This window comes from Streptomonospora salina, assembly GCF_014204715.1.
Taxonomy (GTDB): domain Bacteria; phylum Actinomycetota; class Actinomycetes; order Streptosporangiales; family Streptosporangiaceae; genus Streptomonospora; species Streptomonospora salina.
On the sequence record NZ_JACHLY010000001.1, the window covers coordinates 4,023,682 to 4,039,124 of the forward strand.

At 70.2% G+C, this 15,443-nt stretch carries 17 protein-coding genes; 10 read left to right on the forward strand and 7 right to left on the reverse strand.

The genetic code is table 11. The annotated features are described in order from the left end of the window. The first annotated feature begins 137 nt into the window (after positions 1–137). Genes HNR25_RS18170 through HNR25_RS18180 form a run of 3 tightly spaced genes read left to right on the forward strand, consistent with a single transcriptional unit; the run spans position 138 to position 2,880 of the window. Positions 138–830, forward strand: coding sequence for an ArsR/SmtB family transcription factor (locus HNR25_RS18170; protein ID WP_184637048.1), 693 nt, complete (start codon positions 138–140; stop codon positions 828–830). Further along, positions 827–2,161 (forward strand): MFS transporter, encoded by a 1,335-nt coding sequence (locus tag HNR25_RS18175; protein ID WP_184637051.1) that lies wholly within the window; start codon positions 827–829, stop codon positions 2,159–2,161. Before HNR25_RS18170 ends, HNR25_RS18175 begins: the two co-directional genes overlap by 4 nt. A gap of 50 nt (positions 2,162–2,211) precedes the next feature. Continuing rightward, positions 2,212–2,880 (forward strand): class I SAM-dependent methyltransferase, encoded by a 669-nt coding sequence (locus HNR25_RS18180; RefSeq protein WP_184637053.1) that lies wholly within the window; start codon positions 2,212–2,214, stop codon positions 2,878–2,880. A gap of 457 nt (positions 2,881–3,337) precedes the next feature. On the opposite strand, the gene HNR25_RS18185 is transcribed toward HNR25_RS18180, so the two are convergent. Further along, positions 3,338–4,264, reverse strand: a complete 927-nt coding sequence (locus HNR25_RS18185) for an NAD(P)-dependent oxidoreductase (RefSeq protein ID WP_184637055.1) — start codon at positions 4,262–4,264, stop codon at positions 3,338–3,340. A gap of 469 nt (positions 4,265–4,733) precedes the next feature. Here HNR25_RS18185 and HNR25_RS18190 point away from each other — a divergent pair, with 469 nt between their 5' ends. Continuing rightward, complete coding sequence (locus HNR25_RS18190; protein ID WP_184637057.1) at positions 4,734–5,747, forward strand: alpha/beta hydrolase; 1,014 nt, start codon at positions 4,734–4,736, stop codon at positions 5,745–5,747. A 304-nt stretch (positions 5,748–6,051) separates the two neighbouring features. Here the strand turns inward: HNR25_RS18190 and HNR25_RS18195 are convergent, their stop codons facing one another. The 5 genes from HNR25_RS18195 to HNR25_RS18215 form a co-directional block, all read right to left on the reverse strand. Beyond that, complete coding sequence (locus tag HNR25_RS18195) at positions 6,052–7,089, reverse strand: hypothetical protein (protein ID WP_184637059.1); 1,038 nt, start codon at positions 7,087–7,089, stop codon at positions 6,052–6,054. 189 nt (positions 7,090–7,278) lie between these two features. Further along, positions 7,279–7,767 carry an integrase core domain-containing protein gene (locus HNR25_RS27095; RefSeq protein ID WP_184637061.1) on the reverse strand — a complete coding sequence of 163 codons (489 nt, stop codon included), beginning with the start codon at positions 7,765–7,767 and terminating at the stop codon, positions 7,279–7,281. A 25-nt stretch (positions 7,768–7,792) separates the two neighbouring features. After that, the gene (locus tag HNR25_RS18205) at positions 7,793–8,128 is read right to left on the reverse strand and encodes a hypothetical protein (RefSeq protein ID WP_184639741.1); all 336 of its coding nucleotides are present in this window, start codon (positions 8,126–8,128) and stop codon (positions 7,793–7,795) included. A gap of 132 nt (positions 8,129–8,260) precedes the next feature. Further along, positions 8,261–8,863 (reverse strand): response regulator transcription factor, encoded by a 603-nt coding sequence (locus HNR25_RS18210; protein WP_184637063.1) that lies wholly within the window; start codon positions 8,861–8,863, stop codon positions 8,261–8,263. Continuing rightward, a complete protein-coding gene (locus HNR25_RS18215) occupies positions 8,860–10,011 on the reverse strand; it encodes a sensor histidine kinase (protein ID WP_184637065.1) in 1,152 nt (383 codons plus the stop codon). The genes HNR25_RS18210 and HNR25_RS18215 overlap by 4 nt, the downstream gene beginning before the upstream one ends. Positions 10,012–10,174: 163 nt before the next feature. Here HNR25_RS18215 and HNR25_RS18220 point away from each other — a divergent pair, with 163 nt between their 5' ends. The 4 genes from HNR25_RS18220 to HNR25_RS25410 all read left to right on the forward strand — a co-directional run bounded on the left by HNR25_RS18220 (position 10,175) and on the right by HNR25_RS25410 (position 13,180). After that, on the forward strand, positions 10,175–11,077 hold the full coding sequence (locus tag HNR25_RS18220) for an ABC transporter ATP-binding protein (RefSeq protein WP_184637067.1): 903 nt from the start codon (positions 10,175–10,177) through the stop codon (positions 11,075–11,077). A gap of 89 nt (positions 11,078–11,166) precedes the next feature. Further along, positions 11,167–11,883, forward strand: coding sequence for an ABC transporter permease (locus HNR25_RS18225; protein ID WP_184637069.1), 717 nt, complete (start codon positions 11,167–11,169; stop codon positions 11,881–11,883). Between the two features lie 178 nt (positions 11,884–12,061). Continuing rightward, on the forward strand, positions 12,062–12,775 hold the full coding sequence (locus tag HNR25_RS18230; RefSeq protein WP_184637071.1) for a CPBP family intramembrane glutamic endopeptidase: 714 nt from the start codon (positions 12,062–12,064) through the stop codon (positions 12,773–12,775). An 81-nt stretch (positions 12,776–12,856) separates the two neighbouring features. Next, positions 12,857–13,180: a hypothetical protein gene (locus HNR25_RS25410; RefSeq protein WP_221457694.1), complete on the forward strand. Its 324-nt coding sequence runs from the start codon at positions 12,857–12,859 to the stop codon at positions 13,178–13,180. Between the two features lie 7 nt (positions 13,181–13,187). Here HNR25_RS25410 and HNR25_RS18240 read toward each other — a convergent pair whose 3' ends face one another. Beyond that, entirely contained in the window at positions 13,188–13,802 is a 615-nt protein-coding gene (locus tag HNR25_RS18240; RefSeq protein WP_184637073.1) for a TetR family transcriptional regulator, read from the reverse strand. 92 nt (positions 13,803–13,894) lie between these two features. Here HNR25_RS18240 and HNR25_RS18245 point away from each other — a divergent pair, with 92 nt between their 5' ends. Together HNR25_RS18245 and HNR25_RS18250 are read left to right on the forward strand one after the other, a co-directional pair. Next, on the forward strand, positions 13,895–14,545 hold the full coding sequence (locus HNR25_RS18245) for an AbrB/MazE/SpoVT family DNA-binding domain-containing protein (protein WP_184637075.1): 651 nt from the start codon (positions 13,895–13,897) through the stop codon (positions 14,543–14,545). A gap of 2 nt (positions 14,546–14,547) precedes the next feature. Beyond that, entirely contained in the window at positions 14,548–15,432 is an 885-nt protein-coding gene (locus tag HNR25_RS18250) for a CPBP family intramembrane glutamic endopeptidase (RefSeq protein WP_184637077.1), read from the forward strand. Positions 15,433–15,443: the final 11 nt, after the last annotated feature.

The window sequence follows — 15,443 nt, forward strand, 5'->3', positions numbered from 1 at the left end:
TGCCAGAGCGTTGTCCCCGGCGTCGCGCAGGCGGTGGAGGAGGCCACGGCCGCGCCCTCCTCCACCGGTTCCAGCATCGGCGAACATCACACGAGCCGGGCGTTCCACTGGAGCTTTCGAGCAGATACGCTATTCCAATGAATAGTGGAACAGATGGCCGAGAGGCGGGGCGTGCCGAATTGTGGGGTGAGTTCGCCCGGGTCGGCAAGGCGCTGGGCAGCGGCACCCGCTTGCAGATGCTGGACCTGCTGGCCCAAGGCGAGCGCTCGGTGGAGTCGCTGGCCCAGGCGTTGGGGTTGGGCGTCTCCACCGCCTCGGCGCACCTGCAGACCCTCAAACGCGCACAACTCGTGCGCACCCACCGCGTGAAGAACCACGTCTTCTACGCGCTGGCGGGCGACGACGTCGCCGCCCTGCTGTCGCTGGTGCAGGGGGTCGCCGGCACCCACCTGGCCGAAGTCGAACGGGCCTGGCACCACTTCACCGGCCCAGGCCCCGGCCACGGCGAGGTGGAGGAGGTCGACCGCGCCGAGTTGCTGGCCCGCCTCGATGAGGGCAGTGCCCTGGTGCTCGATGTGCGCCCCGAGGACGAGTTCGCCGCGGGACATCTGCCCGGGGCGGTGTCCATCCCCGTCGACGATCTGACCCGGCGCCTGGACGAGGTGCCCGAGGACACCGACATCGTGGCCTACTGCCGCGGCGACTACTGCGTGATGGCCGTGGACGCGGTGCGTGTCCTGCGCTCCCACGGCCGTCGCGCCTACCGCCTGAACGAAGGACTGCTGGAGTGGCGCGCCTCCGGAGGCCCGGTCCACACCGCCTCCGCATGACCTCCGGCGCGCACCGTCCCGTCCGCCGCCCCGCGAAAGGCAAGCTCGCCGTGGCCGCCACGACCGCCCCCGACGTCCGCGATACCGGCACCGCTCCCAGCGCGCCGCAGCGCCGCACCCTGGTCACCGTGGCCGCCGCCCAAATCCCGGGCGGCGCCGGGCTGGCCGCCGGAGTCACCGTCGGCGCGCTGCTGGCTCAGGACATGCTGGAGACCAGCAGCCTGTCCGGGCTGCCCGCCGCCCTGTTCACCCTGGGCTCGGCCGGCGCCGCGTTCCTGGTGGGCCGGATCTCCCACCGGAAGGGCCGGCGCACGGGGCTCGTCGCGGGCTATGCCGCAGGCGCTGCGGGCGGCGCGGGGGTGGTGGCCGCGGCCGCACTCGACAGCATCGGGCTGTTCTTCGCCGCCCTGCTGGTCTACGGCGCGGGTACGGCCACCAACCTGCAGGCCCGCTACGCCGCAGCCGACCTCGCCAAGCCCCACCGGCGGGGGCGCGCGATCAGCACCGTCCTGGTCGCCACCACCCTGGGCGCGGTGGCCGGACCCAACCTCACCGAGGCCACCCAGCCACTCGGACGCGTCGTCGGGGCGCCGGCCCTGGCCGGCCCGTTCGTTCTGGCCGCGGCCGCCTACGGCATGGCCGCCCTGGTCCTGTGGGGGTTCCTGCGCCCCGACCCGCTGCTGCACGCCCGGAACATCGCGCTTACGCCGGCAGGCGCGGGAGCACCCGCGGGTGAGGAGGCGTCCGGACCTGCGGCGCCCGCGCGTGGGCGCGTCAACCCGGGTATCGCGCTGGGCGGGGCCGCGATGGTGCTCACCCAGATCGTGATGCTGGCCATCATGACCATGACCCCCATCCACATGCAGGCCCACGGTCACGGACTGGGCGCCACCGGGCTGGTCATCGCCGTGCATATCGCCTTCATGTACCTGCCCTCGCCGCTGACCGGCGTCCTGGTGGACCGCCTCGGCCGCGAACCCGTGCTGGTCGCCTCGGGCACCACCCTGCTCGCCGCCGGCCTGGTGGCCGCCACGGCCCCGGTCGACTCGGTGGCCGTGCTCGCCATCGCGCTGGCCCTGCTGGGGCTGGGCTGGAACTTCGGCCTGCTCGCCGGTACCGCGATGGTCACCGACGCCGCCGCCCCGGCCACCCGGGCCCGCACCCAGGGCGCCGTGGACGTGGGCGTGGCCCTGGCCGGTGCCGGCGGCGGAATGCTCAGCGGCGTGGTGGTCGCCGCCGCAGGGTTCCCCGCCCTGGCCGTGGGCGGGGGCGTGCTCGCGCTGGCGATCGTGCCCTTCGCCGCCCGGCGGACCCGCCGCCCGGCAGGCTGACGCGGTCCCGCACCCACCGTCCACCGCCCCCCTTCGAGAGGAGTTTCGCCATGCCCGCCGACCCGGACCCGGATCTGGCCCAGCAGCAGCGCACGCACTGGCAGCACACCTACGGCGACCATCCGCGCATGTACGGCCGCGCCCCTTCGTCCCCGGCCGAGCACGCCGCCGCGCTCTTCGCCGAGACGGGGGCACGCGACGTGGTGGAGCTGGGCGCGGGCCACGGCCGCGACGCCCTGCACTTCGCCCGCGCGGGCTTTCGCGTCACCGCAACCGACATCAGCCCGACCGGCCTGGCCCAGCTCCGACACGACGCCGAGACCGAACAGCTCACCGGCCGTCTGGCGACCGCGGCCCACGACGCACGCGCCCCCCTGCCCCTGGCCGCGGGCAGCGTGGACGGGGTGTTCGCGCACATGCTGCTGTGCATGGCCCTGTCCACCGCCGAGATCACCGCCCTGGTGGAGGAGGTCGCGCGCGTGCTGCGCCCCGGCGGCACCTTCGTCTACACCGTCCGCCACACCGGCGACACCCACTACGGCGCCGGCACCGCCCACGGCGACGACATCTTCGAACACGGCGGATTCGCCGTGCACTTCTTCTCCCGGGACCTGGTCGGGCGCCTCGCCCGCGGCTGGGACCTCGACGAGGTGCATCCTTTCGAGGAGGGCGATCTGCCGCGCCGCCTCTGGCGCATCACCCAGCGGCGCCCCCGGTGAGCGCTTCGGCGATCCCGAAGTCCGCAACCGAGCAACCCCCGGCGACCTTCCGAGCGAACTCCGGAATCGCCGCGCGAGCGGAGCCGACCGCCCCCTTGACGGCGCAGCCGCTCCCACTCCCGCAGCCGACGGGAAAAGCCGACGTTGGCTCCGGTGTGTGACGCGGCGGCGTGCAGCATCGCGGCCGATCCCGTCGATCGGGTCGCCTTGTCGCCGCTGCCGGACCGTGGGCCCACGTCGATGCCGGCACGCAAGCGCAGCCGCGGTTCCCGGTCGTGGACGGCCAGACCCGGCTGGGTGTCCTCCAGGGCCTTCTGCAAGCGACCGAGCATCGGGTGGTGCTTCCGGGCGCAGGCTCCGATCCGGCGCCCCGCCGCGGTCGAAGCACCCGAGGATCCTCCGGTGTGGTGCGCGGACCGGTGCCGGGGGACGGGCGACGGCTTCGGCGAGCCCGGCCTCAGTATCCGCGATCCGGGTCGACGACACCGACAAGGTCCTCGCCCGCCGTCCAGCGCCGGACGTTCTCGGCCAGCCGCCGGCGGAATCCCCGCAGCGTCAGCGCCGCGTCGGCTACGTGCGGCGTCACCACGGCTCTGGGGTGCCCCCACAGCGGATGGCCGGCCGGGAGCGGCTCCGGGTCGGTCACATCGAGGCCTGCGCCGGCGATGCCGGCGCTGTCCAGGGCCCTGACGAGCGCCTCGGTGTCCACGACGGGTCCGCGCCCGACGTTGATGAGCCAGGCGGTCGGCTTCATCGCAGCGAGCTCGGCCGAGCCGACCAGACGACGGGTGTCGGAGGTGTCCGGGGCGGCGACGACCACATGGTCCACCGCCTCCCAGAAATCGCCGATCTCCGCTATCGGCCGGGTTTCGGCGGCTCCGGGCACGGGACGGCCGCCGCGGTTCACGACCCGCGCCTCGGCGCCCAGAGCGGCGAGGGACGGGACGAGGGCGCGGGCGATGCTCCCGCCGCCGACGATCCCCACCACGGCCCCGGCCAGAGTCCCCGTGCGGGGCAGCAGCTCCGTCCTCGCCCATTCGGTGGACCGAAGGCACTCCGGAAGCGCCCGGACCCCCGCCAGCAGCAGCGTCAGCGCGTGTTCGGCCACCGGGGCCGCGCACACTCCCGCGGCCGACGTCCATACGCGCGCCCGGTCGATGATCCCTGCCTCCACCCACCGTTCGACGCCGGCGGAGGGAAGCTGCACCCACGCGATTCCGGCGGGAAGCGGTTGCGGAAAGCCGGCCGGATCAGTCCATGCGGTCCAGGCGAGCGCCTGGGCGTCGGCGAGGTCGACCAGGACGGCACCCGCCTCGCGGACCGTCTCGACGACGGCCGCGTCCGCGTCCGGTGCGACGGCGAGGCGCAACGGTTCCGACCGCATGGGCTGGGCCCCCTTTCTCCACCGATCGGCCCTGCTGATGCACCGGCGCTTTCGCCGGGAGGTCCCCGGCGTGGGACCGGTTCGAGGGGCGGCATTCACCGTGCTGCGCGTAGCTGGAGCGCCGCCGCCGCACGGGGCGGCCCGAGGCTCCCTCGAAACTACCCCGGACGCGACACTCCGGAAGGGCGGCGCGGCGGCGCGCGCAGGGGGCTCCGCGTGCGCCGGGGTACCTCGCAAGCGTTCGCCCAGGTAAAGGTCGCTTCAGCGTCTGGATCGGTCCAGGTTTCGGAAAAGTCGGTTTCCGCGGTGGACCGCCGGAAAGCCCCTGCGTTGAGGTGGTACCCCCGTGCCAGTCCCGGTGGTGCGCCGGTCCTGGCCCCTTCACGTGCTTCGGGCATCGCCGGCGGGTGCTTGCCCGTGCGATCGAGATTCGCTCCCGCGCAACGCCGACCGGATCGGAGAAGAAGACATGTCCGAGAACAAGGTGGTCCTGGAGCAGGCGGCCCAGGAGTTCGCCGACGCCAATGCGAGCGAGCCCTTCATCTACCAGCTCCCGCCCGAGCAGGGCCGGGAGATCCTGGAGGACGTCCAGAGCGGAGAGGGCGTAGCCAAGCCCGAGATCAACGACGAGTGGATCACCGTGGAGGGCGGGCCCACCGGGCAGGTGCCGGTGCGGATCGTGCGCCCCGCTGGGGCGACCGGGGGCCTTCCGGTGATCTTCTACATCCATGGGGCCGGCTGGGTGTTCGGCAGCGCGAACACCCATGACCGGCTGGTGCGGGAACTGGCGGTGCGGACCGGCGCCGCGGTGGTCTTCCCCGAGTACGACCGGGCGCCGGAGGCCAAGTACCCCACGGCGATCGAGCAGAACTACGCGGCGGCCCGGTGGGTGGTCGAGCACGGGGGTGAGAAGGACCTGGACGGGTCCCGTATGGCGGTGTGCGGGGACTCGGTGGGCGGAAACATGTCCGCGGTGCTGGCGCTGATGTGCAAGGACCGCGGGGAGGTGGAGCTCCAGGGACAGGTCCTGCTGTACCCGGTGACCGACGCCGACTTCGACACCGGCTCTTATCACGAGTTCGCGACGGGGTACTTCCTGAACCGGGACGGCATGATCTGGTTCTGGGACCAGTACACGACCGACCCCGGGCAGCGGGCGCAGGTCTACGCCTCGCCGCTGCGGGCGCCACTGGACCGGCTGCGCGGCCTGCCCCCGGCGATGGTGCTCAACGGTGAGGCGGACGTGCTGCGCGACGAGGGAGAGGCGTACGCCAACCGGTTGCGGGAGGCGGGGGTGCCGGTCACGGCGGTCCGCTTCCAGGGGATGATCCACGACTTCATGATGATCGACAGCATGCGCGACACCCATGCGAACACGACCGCGCTGCTACTGGCGACGGACTTCCTGGCCGACGTGCTGGAGGCGCGGTCGACCGTGCCTCGCCAGCAGGCAGGTCAGCGCACTGGAGCGTACGTGCGCTGACCTGGCCGTCGGCGGGGACGTGGCCGTCCCCGCCGACGCCGATCCGGACGCTGTGCCGGGCACTGTCGATCAGGCCGGGGTGAGGCCGATGGCGGTGCAGGCCTCGCGGAGGGCGTCGAGGCCGAAAGCGTCGATGGGCCGACGACACCCGGCGCGGCTTCGGCGCCGTCGGCCAGGCTCTGGGCAGCCCAGGCCATGAGCTCGCCGGTGAGGCTGTAGGGGTTGGGCCCCGTGAGATGGACCTCCGCAAGCGGGCGGCGCAGTCCCATGACAGTTCGAGGCTGAGCGCGTCCGGGGTTCTCCGCTATGGCTTCAGGATCTCCAGCACGGCGCCCACGTTCGTTTCGAGGGCACCGACCAATTCCGGACCGCCGGCGTCGCCGGGCACCTCCAGCGGCACCCACGCGTGGCGATCATCGCGTCGGACCTTGCGAGACAGTTCCGACGTCATGAGTCGCTGCAGGGCCGCCTGGAATCCACCGGATCCCTTGTCGTCCTTGTGGAGCATGAGCCAGAACGGGGTCAGCCCCTCGTCGGCGAACTTGCGCCAGACCCCGACCTGCACCCAGGTGTCCTGACTGATCATCGGCAGATACCGATACGCCCATGGCTTCGACACCGCGTCGCCTTGCATCGGCAGGTCGCTGGGTCGCAGCGACCCCAGAAACCGTCTCGTGACGCGGTCCACGATCGTGGCGAGGTCGCTCGCCCGCCTTTGCCAGTCGCGGCCGGTGGCGGTTCCAGCGAGCGGCGGTACCACGCCTGCGCCCAGCGTGTGGCACATGGCCCTCAACTGACGCAGGTCCCCGAGGAGCCCGGAATCACCGGACTCCTCGGCGACGGCAGCCCACACGTTGAGCCACTCGTCCCAGGTGACGACAGCGTGTGCCGGCGCCTCGGCCCGAGGGTCGATCGTCCGCTCAAGGGTCCGCTGCGCCTCGCCCGCTCTGGCGGGCGGGACGAGCACGAACAGGGCACCGCGGTGGGGTCCGGAACGCCGGTCGAGGACCTCGAGATAGGCAGCTGCCTGCTCGTCGGTCAGATGTGCACCGAACTTGGCCTCGACGAGGGCGACGGCGTGGCGGTTTGCATCGAGCATCCCGATGTCGGGCCGGGCCCCGCTGGTGTGCACTGGCTCGGAAACGAACCGTTCCACGCTGGTGAGGTCCGTGCCGGCCCGTGTCCCCAGGTGCGCAAGTATCGCAGCGCGCAGCCCCGGGTCGGACGCCAGCCAGGTCAGCGACTTGGTTGCCGCGACCTCGCCCATGCTCATGAACCAGCCCTCGCCGGCGAGCTGGCCCAGCAGCGGGACCCGGCCATCCGCGGAGTCGGTGTCTGCCATAGCCACACGGTAGACCGTCGCCGTCAATCGGCCGGGGAGAGGTGGCGGAGGCGGGTGCGGGCGTCGGCCGGTGGTCAAGCGCCAGTCGACCAGGCAGCTGGTCGGCGGTCGCGTCGGTCGGCCGGACGATGAGCTTCTCCCGCTTGCACACACGCGTCGCCGAGGCTCTGGCCCATTCGGCGACCGCGATTACCCAGGACACGTATCAGAGCGTGTTCCCGGATGTGGATAAGGCGGCGGTGTAGGCAACAGCGGCCCTGGTGCCGTTGAAATCGGCGATGCGGCAGCGGCCGGTGAGAGAGGGGCTTGGCGGGTGCCCGGATTGCGGCAGGGGTGATTCAAAGTCGTTGATCGTCTCAGGTCTCGCTGGTCAGGCGATCCCGATGAGATCCAGCTGTATGAGGGCTGGACGCTGGTGACAGCGGCATGGAGGCGTGAGGCCGGAGGCCGACCGCCGGCGGCGCTGCGCGGCCGATGGTGGTCGTCGTGGATGTTCCAGGTCGCCAGCGCGGCTGCGCGTTCCTCCTCGCTGTCGTAGGACCGGGCGTAGAGGACCTCTTCGGCCATGATCCGCTGGTAGCGCTCGGCCTTGCCGTTGTGGCGGGGCGTGAACGGCCGGGTCCGGGGGTGCTTGGTGCCGCATTCCTGGCGCGGGCGAAGGTGTTCTTCGCCGCCCACGGCATCACCCGCCTGCATCGGGTGGTCACCGACAACGGGGCTTGCTACCGCTCGCAGGTGTTCTCCCGAATCGTCGGCCGGCGGCCGCGGCGGTGCCCTTCTCGTCGTCCAGCGCCTCGGTGCAGGCCAGGCGGGATGGGCCGAGGGCGGCGAGGTGGCGGGTGACGGTGCGCCGGTCGAGCACGATGCCCCGGGCGGCGAGTTCGGCGGTGATGTGGGCCGCGGACCGTTTGTGCTCGTGCCGCAGGGCCTCGATGGTGGCGACGGTCGCGCCGGATGCGGCCTGCGGCCTGCGGGCAGTGGTGCGGGGCGGAGGAGCGCTCGACGAGGCGGCGTCGTTCCTCGACGGGCAGGGGCGCATTGCGGTGGGACACGAGAGCAGGTCCTTTCCGGCGGCTCGATGCGCGGTTGGCGCTTCTCACCATCGCCGCCGGGGACCTGCTCTCCTCATGTCACCCCGTGCCAGTGTCAACAACCTCCCACCCCGCGACGCCTAGAGCCAGTCGTGTTCGCGCGCGTACCGCGCCGCCTCGTGCCGGGTCCGTGCCTGGGTCTTCTGCATCGCGTTGGAGAGGTAGTTGCGCACCGTGCCCTCCGCCAAGTGGAGCCGGGTGGCGATGTCGGCGGCCGAGTAGCCTGCACCCGTCGCCCGCAGTACGTCCATCTCCCGGTCGGTGAGCGGATTGTCGTCGACGACCGCGAGCGCGGAGACGTCCGGGTCGACCCACCGCCTGCCATTGCGCAGTGTCGTGATGACCGACGCGATGTGGGCCGGTTCCGCGGACTTGCTGACGAAGCCCTGCACACCGAGCTTGAGCGCCCGGCGGAGCACCCCGGGCCGGGCGTGACGGGTCAGCATCAGGATCACCTGGTCCGGCAGTTCGCGGCGGATCGCCGCAACGGCGCCCAGCCCGTCCACGCCGGGCATCTCCAGGTCGATGACGAGCACGTCGGGCCGGTGGCGCAGTGTGGCCGCCACGGCCGACTCCCCGTCCTCGCCCTCGGCCAGTACGGTGATCTCGCCCTCGAGCGGCAGCAACGAAGCCAGCGCCTTGCGGAGGAGAGCCTCGTCGTCGGCGAGCACCACGGTGGTCATCGGTCGTCCTTCCGCTGGGGGAGTGTCGCGGCGGTCAGGAACCGCCCGTCCTTCTGCTCCACGGTTAGCGTGCCGCCGTCGCGCTCCACCCGGTCCCGGAGAGCGGAGAGCCCACTGAGGTCGGGCGGCGCGGTCTCGTGCACGCCGTCGTTGACGATGGTGATGCCCGTGCCCGAGAGCGTGATCCGCACCTGCTCGGCCTGGGCGTGTCGCAGGATGTTGGTGGTCGTCTCCCGCAGGACCTGGCCGAGCAGCTCGCCCGCGGGGGTGCCGGCCCCGGGCCCGGCCCCGCTCTCGGTCTCGCCTTCGACGGGAGCCTCGCGGTCGACGCGGACGCGGATGCCCGCGGCCTCGAAGAGGTTCTTCGCGTTCTCCACCTCCGCGGACAGGTTGAGCCGCCGCTGCGCGTAGGCGAGCTCCTTGGTCTGGGCGATGGTGTCGCCGACCAGGTCGTGCACCTCGCTCAGCTCCCGCTCCACCTGGTCGGTGTCTCTGTGTACCAGCTTCCGGGCCAACGCGACCTTCAGCTTCACCACGTGGAGGGTATGGCCCTGGATATCGTGCAGGTCGTTGGCGAAACGCACGCGTTCCCGGGCCACGGCCAGCTCCGCGTCGCGCTCCCGGGCCCTCTCCAGTTCTGCGATGAGGTCGGAGACCATGTGGTTGAGGGTCGCGAAGACGACCCCCAGCACGGCGACGCTCAAGGAGCCGACGGGGTATTCGAGCAGGGCGCCGGAAACGTCTTCCGGTGTCCTCAGCGTCTTCACGGCGATCACGACCACGACGAGGGCGACCAGCCCCAGGGCGGCGGCGCGGCGGTGGCGCGGCAGTTGGAAAACGACGACGGTGCCCACGACGGAGATGCCGAAGGACGCGGACGCGCTGTCCAGCGCCAGTACTCCGAAGATCCACACGGCCGAGGCGACGACCAGACTGGGAAGCGTGAGGCGATAGTGATGGCCCCCCGACCGCCCCCGGACGGCCAGCACGGCCGCCACCACGCCCAGGACCAGGACTATGACCTGGCCCAGGTTCTCCGCGTTCATCGAGATCAGCAGTGCCCCTACGGCGGAGAGTGACGCGAACACGATGTTGAGGTTGAGCGTCCGCAGTTGTACCTGCGTCACTTCGGTGCGCTCGAACGTCATGTGGGCCCTTCCGGGAACGAGCAGCGGGGCGCGTCCCAGTATTCTGCCGCCCCCGCCGGGCCACCAGTGACCCCATGTCATGTCGTCACTTGGAGAAACGTCATGGCGAAGTGGTGACGTGGCCGCACTGCCGGGCAGGCGCCCTGAGCGCTGGAATAGGGGCATGAGCTCCACAGCGACCACACCAGTCATCGACGTCGAACGTCTGAACGTCGAGTACGGCGGCTTCCACGCCGTCAAAGACCTGTCCTTCCAGGTGCAGCGCGGGGAGCTCTACGCCCTGCTCGGCACGAACGGTGCGGGCAAGACCTCCACTCTGGAAACGGTCGAAGGCCACCGCGCCGCCTCCTCGGGCACCGTGCGGGTCTTCGGGCAGACCCCGCGCGATCGGGCGGCCGTCCGGCCCCGCACCGGAATCATGCTGCAGGAGAGCGGATTCTCACCGGACCTGACCGTAAAGGAGTCGGTCCGGCTGATCGGCAGGCTCACCCAGCGCACCGACCGGGTCGAGCGTCTGCTCGACATCGTCGCTCTCACGAGCAAGGCCGGGACCAAGGTGTCCCAGCTCTCCGGCGGTGAGAAGCGGCGCCTGGACTTCGCCACCGCCGTCTACGGGGCCCCGGAACTGGTCTTCTTGGACGAGCCCACCACCGGCCTGGACATCCAGTCCCGAGACGCCCTGTGGGACGAAGTGGGCCGGCTGCGCGAGGACGGCTCCACCATCGTCCTGACCACGCACTACCTGGAGGAAGCCCAGCAGCGCGCCGACCGGATCGGGCTCATGCACCAGGGGGTCTTCCACCGTGAAGGGACCGTCTCCGAACTCACGCGGACTCTGCCCGCCACGGTTCGCTTCTCCCTTCCGCCCTCCGCTCCGGACCTTCCGCTCCCGGCCACACGCGAGAGTGACGGGACGTTCCTCGTCGAGACCACCAGTCTGCAGAAGGACCTGCACGTGCTCCTGAACTGGGCACAGGACCGCGTTGTGGAACTGGGCGAACTCCAGGCCGGACCGACCCGGCTCGACGACGTCTTCCGCTCCATCGGCAGCGAGCAGAACGCGTAGACCGCCGGCCGGTCCGGCCGCCGGCGCCGCTCGCGCCGTCCGAGCAGTCCGCCACCCACCCCGCACCTTCCGACAAGGGGATTCTCACCATGTTCGCGATCGCTCAGAGTGAGTTGATCCAGGTCTTCCGGAACCGGCTGGTTCTGGTCACCATGCTCATCGTTCCCGCCGCGTCCAGCGCGTTCTACATGTATTTGCACGACCGCATCCCGGGCCTGGACCTGGGGGCCGTCGCCGCGGTGCTGATGTTCCTCGTGGTGGCGATGGGGCTTTACACCACCGCCGTGACCACGCTCGCCTCGCGCCGCCAGAACCTCTTCCTCAAGCGTCTGCGCTCCACGGCGGTGGACGACACCCGCATCCTCTCCGGGCTGCTGCTCCCGGTCACCGCCATCACGATCGTCCAGGTCGCCGTGATCCTGACCGTGCTGTCCGTGGTCGCCGACCCGCCGGCCGAGCTGCTCCTTTTGGTGGCGGCCGTCCTCGCGACGGTGATCATGATGCTCGGCCTGGCGTTGGCCACAGCCGGGGTGACCAACTCGCCCGAACACGCCCAGGTGACCACGCTGCCCGTCCTCGTCGGCGTACTCGCCGTGTCCGGCTGGGTCGGGTTCAGCGGCACCGAGGAGTTTTCCCTGGTCAAGCGGATTCTTCCCGGCGGCTCTGCCACCGAGTTGGTCGTCAATGCCTGGAACGGCGGGGTCGCCATCGCGGACTCGCTGGTCCTTCTGGTGCCCATTCTGGCCTGGGTCGTCGTCGCCGGCGTCCTGGCCACGCGGGTCTTCCGCTGGGAGCCGCGTCGCTGACGAGCCCGCGAGGGGCGGTCGGCCGGGTGGTACCGGCACCTGCGCCCACACACGTCCGCGACCGCGCTGCGGTCACCGTCCCCGTGCAATCCGAGGAACCTGAGGAAGGCGACATGGAACCGCCCCCGCCGCAAACGCGGGCGCAACGCTTCTACACGCCAGTTGCAGAGGAGAGGTCATGATCGACGACACACCCGGCGAAACGGTGCCCGGAAACGCCCGGCCGAAAGCGCCGGGATGGCTGGAGATACTGGCGGGAGGCGCCGCCTACGCGGCGTCGTTCCTCCTCGTGGCCGTGCTGCTGCCACTCGTTGAGAACGTCGCGATCCAGGGCGTCGTGGGGCTCTTCGTGTCGGGCGCGATGGGGCTCATCGCCTTCGCGGTCGCGGCGGTCGTCCGGATCCGCGGCCTGGCGGCCTTCGGCGTCCGCCGCGCGAAGCCCCACCATATTCTCGTCGCCGCACTGCTCGGCCTTGTCGCCTATCTCCTGGGCACGGTCACCGCGATCGTCTACATGACCGTGAGCGGTGATGTGCAGAACGTGCAGACCAGCTATCAGGCAGCCGCGGACGCTGGCTGGTGGTCGCTCGCCCTCGTGTTCGTCGCCGGTGCGACCATCACGCCGCTCGGTGAAGAAGCGTTCTTCCGCGGCGTGCTCGCCAACGCGGTTTTCGCCCGCTACCGCGCTTGGATCGCGGTACTCGTCAGCGCCGCGATCTTCGCTGTCGCGCACGGCATCAACCCCGTCCTGCCGGTGGCGTTCGTCGTGGGGGTGCTCACCGCCCTGTTGTTCCGGTGGTCGGGATCGATCTGGCCGGGCGTCGTGCTGCACGGCGTCAACAACGCGACCGCGTTGCTCGTCCCGCTCCTCGTCGCGCCTGCCGGGGTGTGACGAGAGACGCGTATGCGTCGCCGGAACAGGGCGTTCAACTCGCGGGCGCTTCCTCGTCACGGCAACAGGTGGGCACGACCGATGAACCAGGACGCGGACGAGCCGCTCTCCGAGGCCGAGACACTCGGTGCGCCGAAGGATCTCGAAGGCCCGATCCTCGCGGAGGACCTTCTGCTTCTCCTGTTCCAGCCGAACGCCGGTCTTCGGTCCGGCACCGGGACCACCGCGGGTGAGAACACGCTCTTGTCCACCCTCGCGGGAGCGGTGTCGGCCGGCCCTCGGGCTCGGCGAAGAGGTGCGGACCGCGGCGGAGGTGCCGCGAGCAGCTCGACCACGAAGCTCCTGGCCGGGCGCATGCGGGCGCTTCAGGTGGGGCACGCCACCGCCCCACCGGCTGCTGCCTGAACAGCCCTCATTCTGCACTCGTCGAGTTCTGGAGAACGGCGGAGACCGCGGTAGCAAGCGTCTCCTCTTCGGCCTGCGAGAGTGCATCAATCGCGGGAAGCGCTCTTTGTAGTGCGAGGCCTTTGAGAACGGTTCCGAGGAAGCGCGCATGCCGAGGCACTTCGGACCGCGAAAGGAATCCCTCGTCCGCCAGTGTGTTCAGCCATCCCTCGATGCGCCGCTGGCCATCGCTTTCGATTGAGAGGTAGGACTCACGTACCGCTGGTGTCTGTTCGACGGCGACGAACGTGCTGATGGTCGTGAGCATGGCGTCACGTGCCTGCTGGCCTGCGCCGGCCTGGGCCAGTACCTGGCGGAGGCTTCGGAGGAGGCGCTGGTGTGCGGGCAGCGATGCGTCGAGCATCCATTCCGCGGGGGCCAGCCAGTCGCCGATGCGCTCCATGACCCGGTCTCTGAGTTGCTGTTGCGTGGGGAAGTGGTGGCGCATCGATCCGATGCTGACCCCGGCACGGGCAGAGACGGCCCGCACGCTCAGGCGTGCGGTGACGCCGTCCTCGGCGATGATCATCGCAGCTGCGGCGAGGATCCGCTCTCGGGTATCGAGCGGTGACCGTTCAGTCATATCGACCTCCTGTTGCCCACTAGTATACCGTACTAGTACGGTGTACTAGCTGGTGGCGAGTCCCCAGCGCACGCTTGAAGCCAGGGGGAGCAATGATCGATCGCCTGCAGAAGCGCCTTGCCCTTGCGCGTGCCGAACCAGGGGACGGCCGCGATCTTGCGCGGTACCGGTGGTGGCAGGTCCCCGGTCGCGCGCTGTTCCACCTGGATCCGGGCGGCTCGGGCCCACCGGTTCATTACACGGTGGACGTGAGGCATTGGGGGAACCAGGCCGCCGGAACCGTGCGGGCGCAACTCTTCCGCGACGGGCGGCAACAGGCCGTCAGCAAACTGCCCGCAGCCTTCGCCGTCGAGGGCGGGGTGATTGAGGTTGCGATGAGCGCTGTGGGGATGAAGCGCTGCCACTACGTGACCCACCACGGTGCCGCACGACAGCTACGCCCCGATCCTCGATCTGCCGAGGGCCTGCGAGCGCGCTTCGAAGACCGCCACCCCGCGGCCAGCCGATGGGTCGGTGTCGCCTCCGTCCTGGCCCTGACGGTCGGTATCGGGCTTTTGGCGTTACAGGTTATCGACCCGCTATCGAATGTGCCGCCGGTCGAGGAGTATTTCGGTCATATCGAGGTGCCGTTCACGCCTCCGCTCTGGTTCACCACCACTTCGGCGGTACTGGCGGCGACAGCAAGCACGGAGCGGGCGTTGAGACTGCGCTACCGCTCGTGGATCGACGCGATTGGGAACTGATCATGCCTTCCAATGACAATGGAACTAACACGCGGCGATTCGGGGCGCACCTCTCCCTGAGCCGGTGGAAGCCGATTATCGTGATCGCCATCCCCCCGATCGCGATGATCGCATTGCAGATCGCCTTGTTCCAGGTGGCCGGACTGATTGACGGAAGCGGCGGTCAGTCCGGGAAAGTTACTCCACTGCAACTGCTTGCAGTGAATCTCAGCATGAGCCTCACCGGTTTGCTCACCGTGCCGCTCATTGCGCGGTTGGCGAACGTTCCCTGGCGTGCGGTGCTGAGCTATCCGCGGAAATTCGACCGCCGTCGCCTCACTGTGTACTTGCTCTGGGCGCTTTTGTTCACCGTTCTCGGAAACGCGGGATTGGCGACCTTTGCTCTCGATCACACCCCTTGGGTGGGATTCGGTGTAACCGGAACCACGATAGCTCTGCTCGTGGTCATTTTGTTGACCACTCCGTTCACGGCGGCAGCAGAGGAGCTCATGTTCCGGGGGGCGATGATGCCGGCCGTGGCCTCGTGGGTGAGACCCGAGCGACTTGCGCTGGGGGCGGGCGCTGTGGTTTCCAGCTTCGTGTTCGCTGCTTCCCATTTCGCATCGGATCCGTGGCTGTTCGGCTACCACGTCTTCTTGGGGTTGGCCACGGCTGTGATGGCCATCCGCAGCCAAGGGCTGGAGGCGCCGATCGCGTTCCACGTGGCCAACAACGCCTTCACCGCGGTCCTGAACGTCTTCCTCGCAGACGGGGGCGCCTTCTCCGTTGAACGCGGCTCCGGATCCGGTGGGCCGCATCTGTTCATCCCCGTCGTCTTCGTGCTGGCGACGCTGGTTGTCGTCTGGGTGCGCGAGGGGCGGGCGAGGACGGCGAGCGTGAACGGATGAGATCGATTCTC

Coding starts and splice junctions, on each gene's coding strand:
- HNR25_RS18225 (WP_184637069.1), top strand. CDS start 11,167: ATGTTCGCGATCGCTCAGAGTGAGTTGATCCAGGTCTTCCGGAACCGG.
- HNR25_RS18190 (WP_184637057.1), top strand. CDS start 4,734: ATGTCCGAGAACAAGGTGGTCCTGGAGCAGGCGGCCCAGGAGTTCGCC.
- HNR25_RS25410 (WP_221457694.1), top strand. CDS start 12,857: ATGAACCAGGACGCGGACGAGCCGCTCTCCGAGGCCGAGACACTCGGT.
- HNR25_RS18205 (WP_184639741.1), bottom strand. CDS start 8,128: ATGCGCCCCTGCCCGTCGAGGAACGACGCCGCCTCGTCGAGCGCTCCT.
- HNR25_RS18170 (WP_184637048.1), top strand. CDS start 138: ATGAATAGTGGAACAGATGGCCGAGAGGCGGGGCGTGCCGAATTGTGG.
- HNR25_RS18245 (WP_184637075.1), top strand. CDS start 13,895: ATGATCGATCGCCTGCAGAAGCGCCTTGCCCTTGCGCGTGCCGAACCA.
- HNR25_RS18220 (WP_184637067.1), top strand. CDS start 10,175: ATGAGCTCCACAGCGACCACACCAGTCATCGACGTCGAACGTCTGAAC.
- HNR25_RS18210 (WP_184637063.1), bottom strand. CDS start 8,863: ATGACCACCGTGGTGCTCGCCGACGACGAGGCTCTCCTCCGCAAGGCG.
- HNR25_RS18240 (WP_184637073.1), bottom strand. CDS start 13,802: ATGACTGAACGGTCACCGCTCGATACCCGAGAGCGGATCCTCGCCGCA.
- HNR25_RS18175 (WP_184637051.1), top strand. CDS start 827: ATGACCTCCGGCGCGCACCGTCCCGTCCGCCGCCCCGCGAAAGGCAAG.
- HNR25_RS18215 (WP_184637065.1), bottom strand. CDS start 10,011: ATGACGTTCGAGCGCACCGAAGTGACGCAGGTACAACTGCGGACGCTC.
- HNR25_RS18180 (WP_184637053.1), top strand. CDS start 2,212: ATGCCCGCCGACCCGGACCCGGATCTGGCCCAGCAGCAGCGCACGCAC.
- HNR25_RS18250 (WP_184637077.1), top strand. CDS start 14,548: ATGCCTTCCAATGACAATGGAACTAACACGCGGCGATTCGGGGCGCAC.
- HNR25_RS18195 (WP_184637059.1), bottom strand. CDS start 7,089: ATGGCAGACACCGACTCCGCGGATGGCCGGGTCCCGCTGCTGGGCCAG.
- HNR25_RS18230 (WP_184637071.1), top strand. CDS start 12,062: ATGATCGACGACACACCCGGCGAAACGGTGCCCGGAAACGCCCGGCCG.
- HNR25_RS18185 (WP_184637055.1), bottom strand. CDS start 4,264: ATGCGGTCGGAACCGTTGCGCCTCGCCGTCGCACCGGACGCGGACGCG.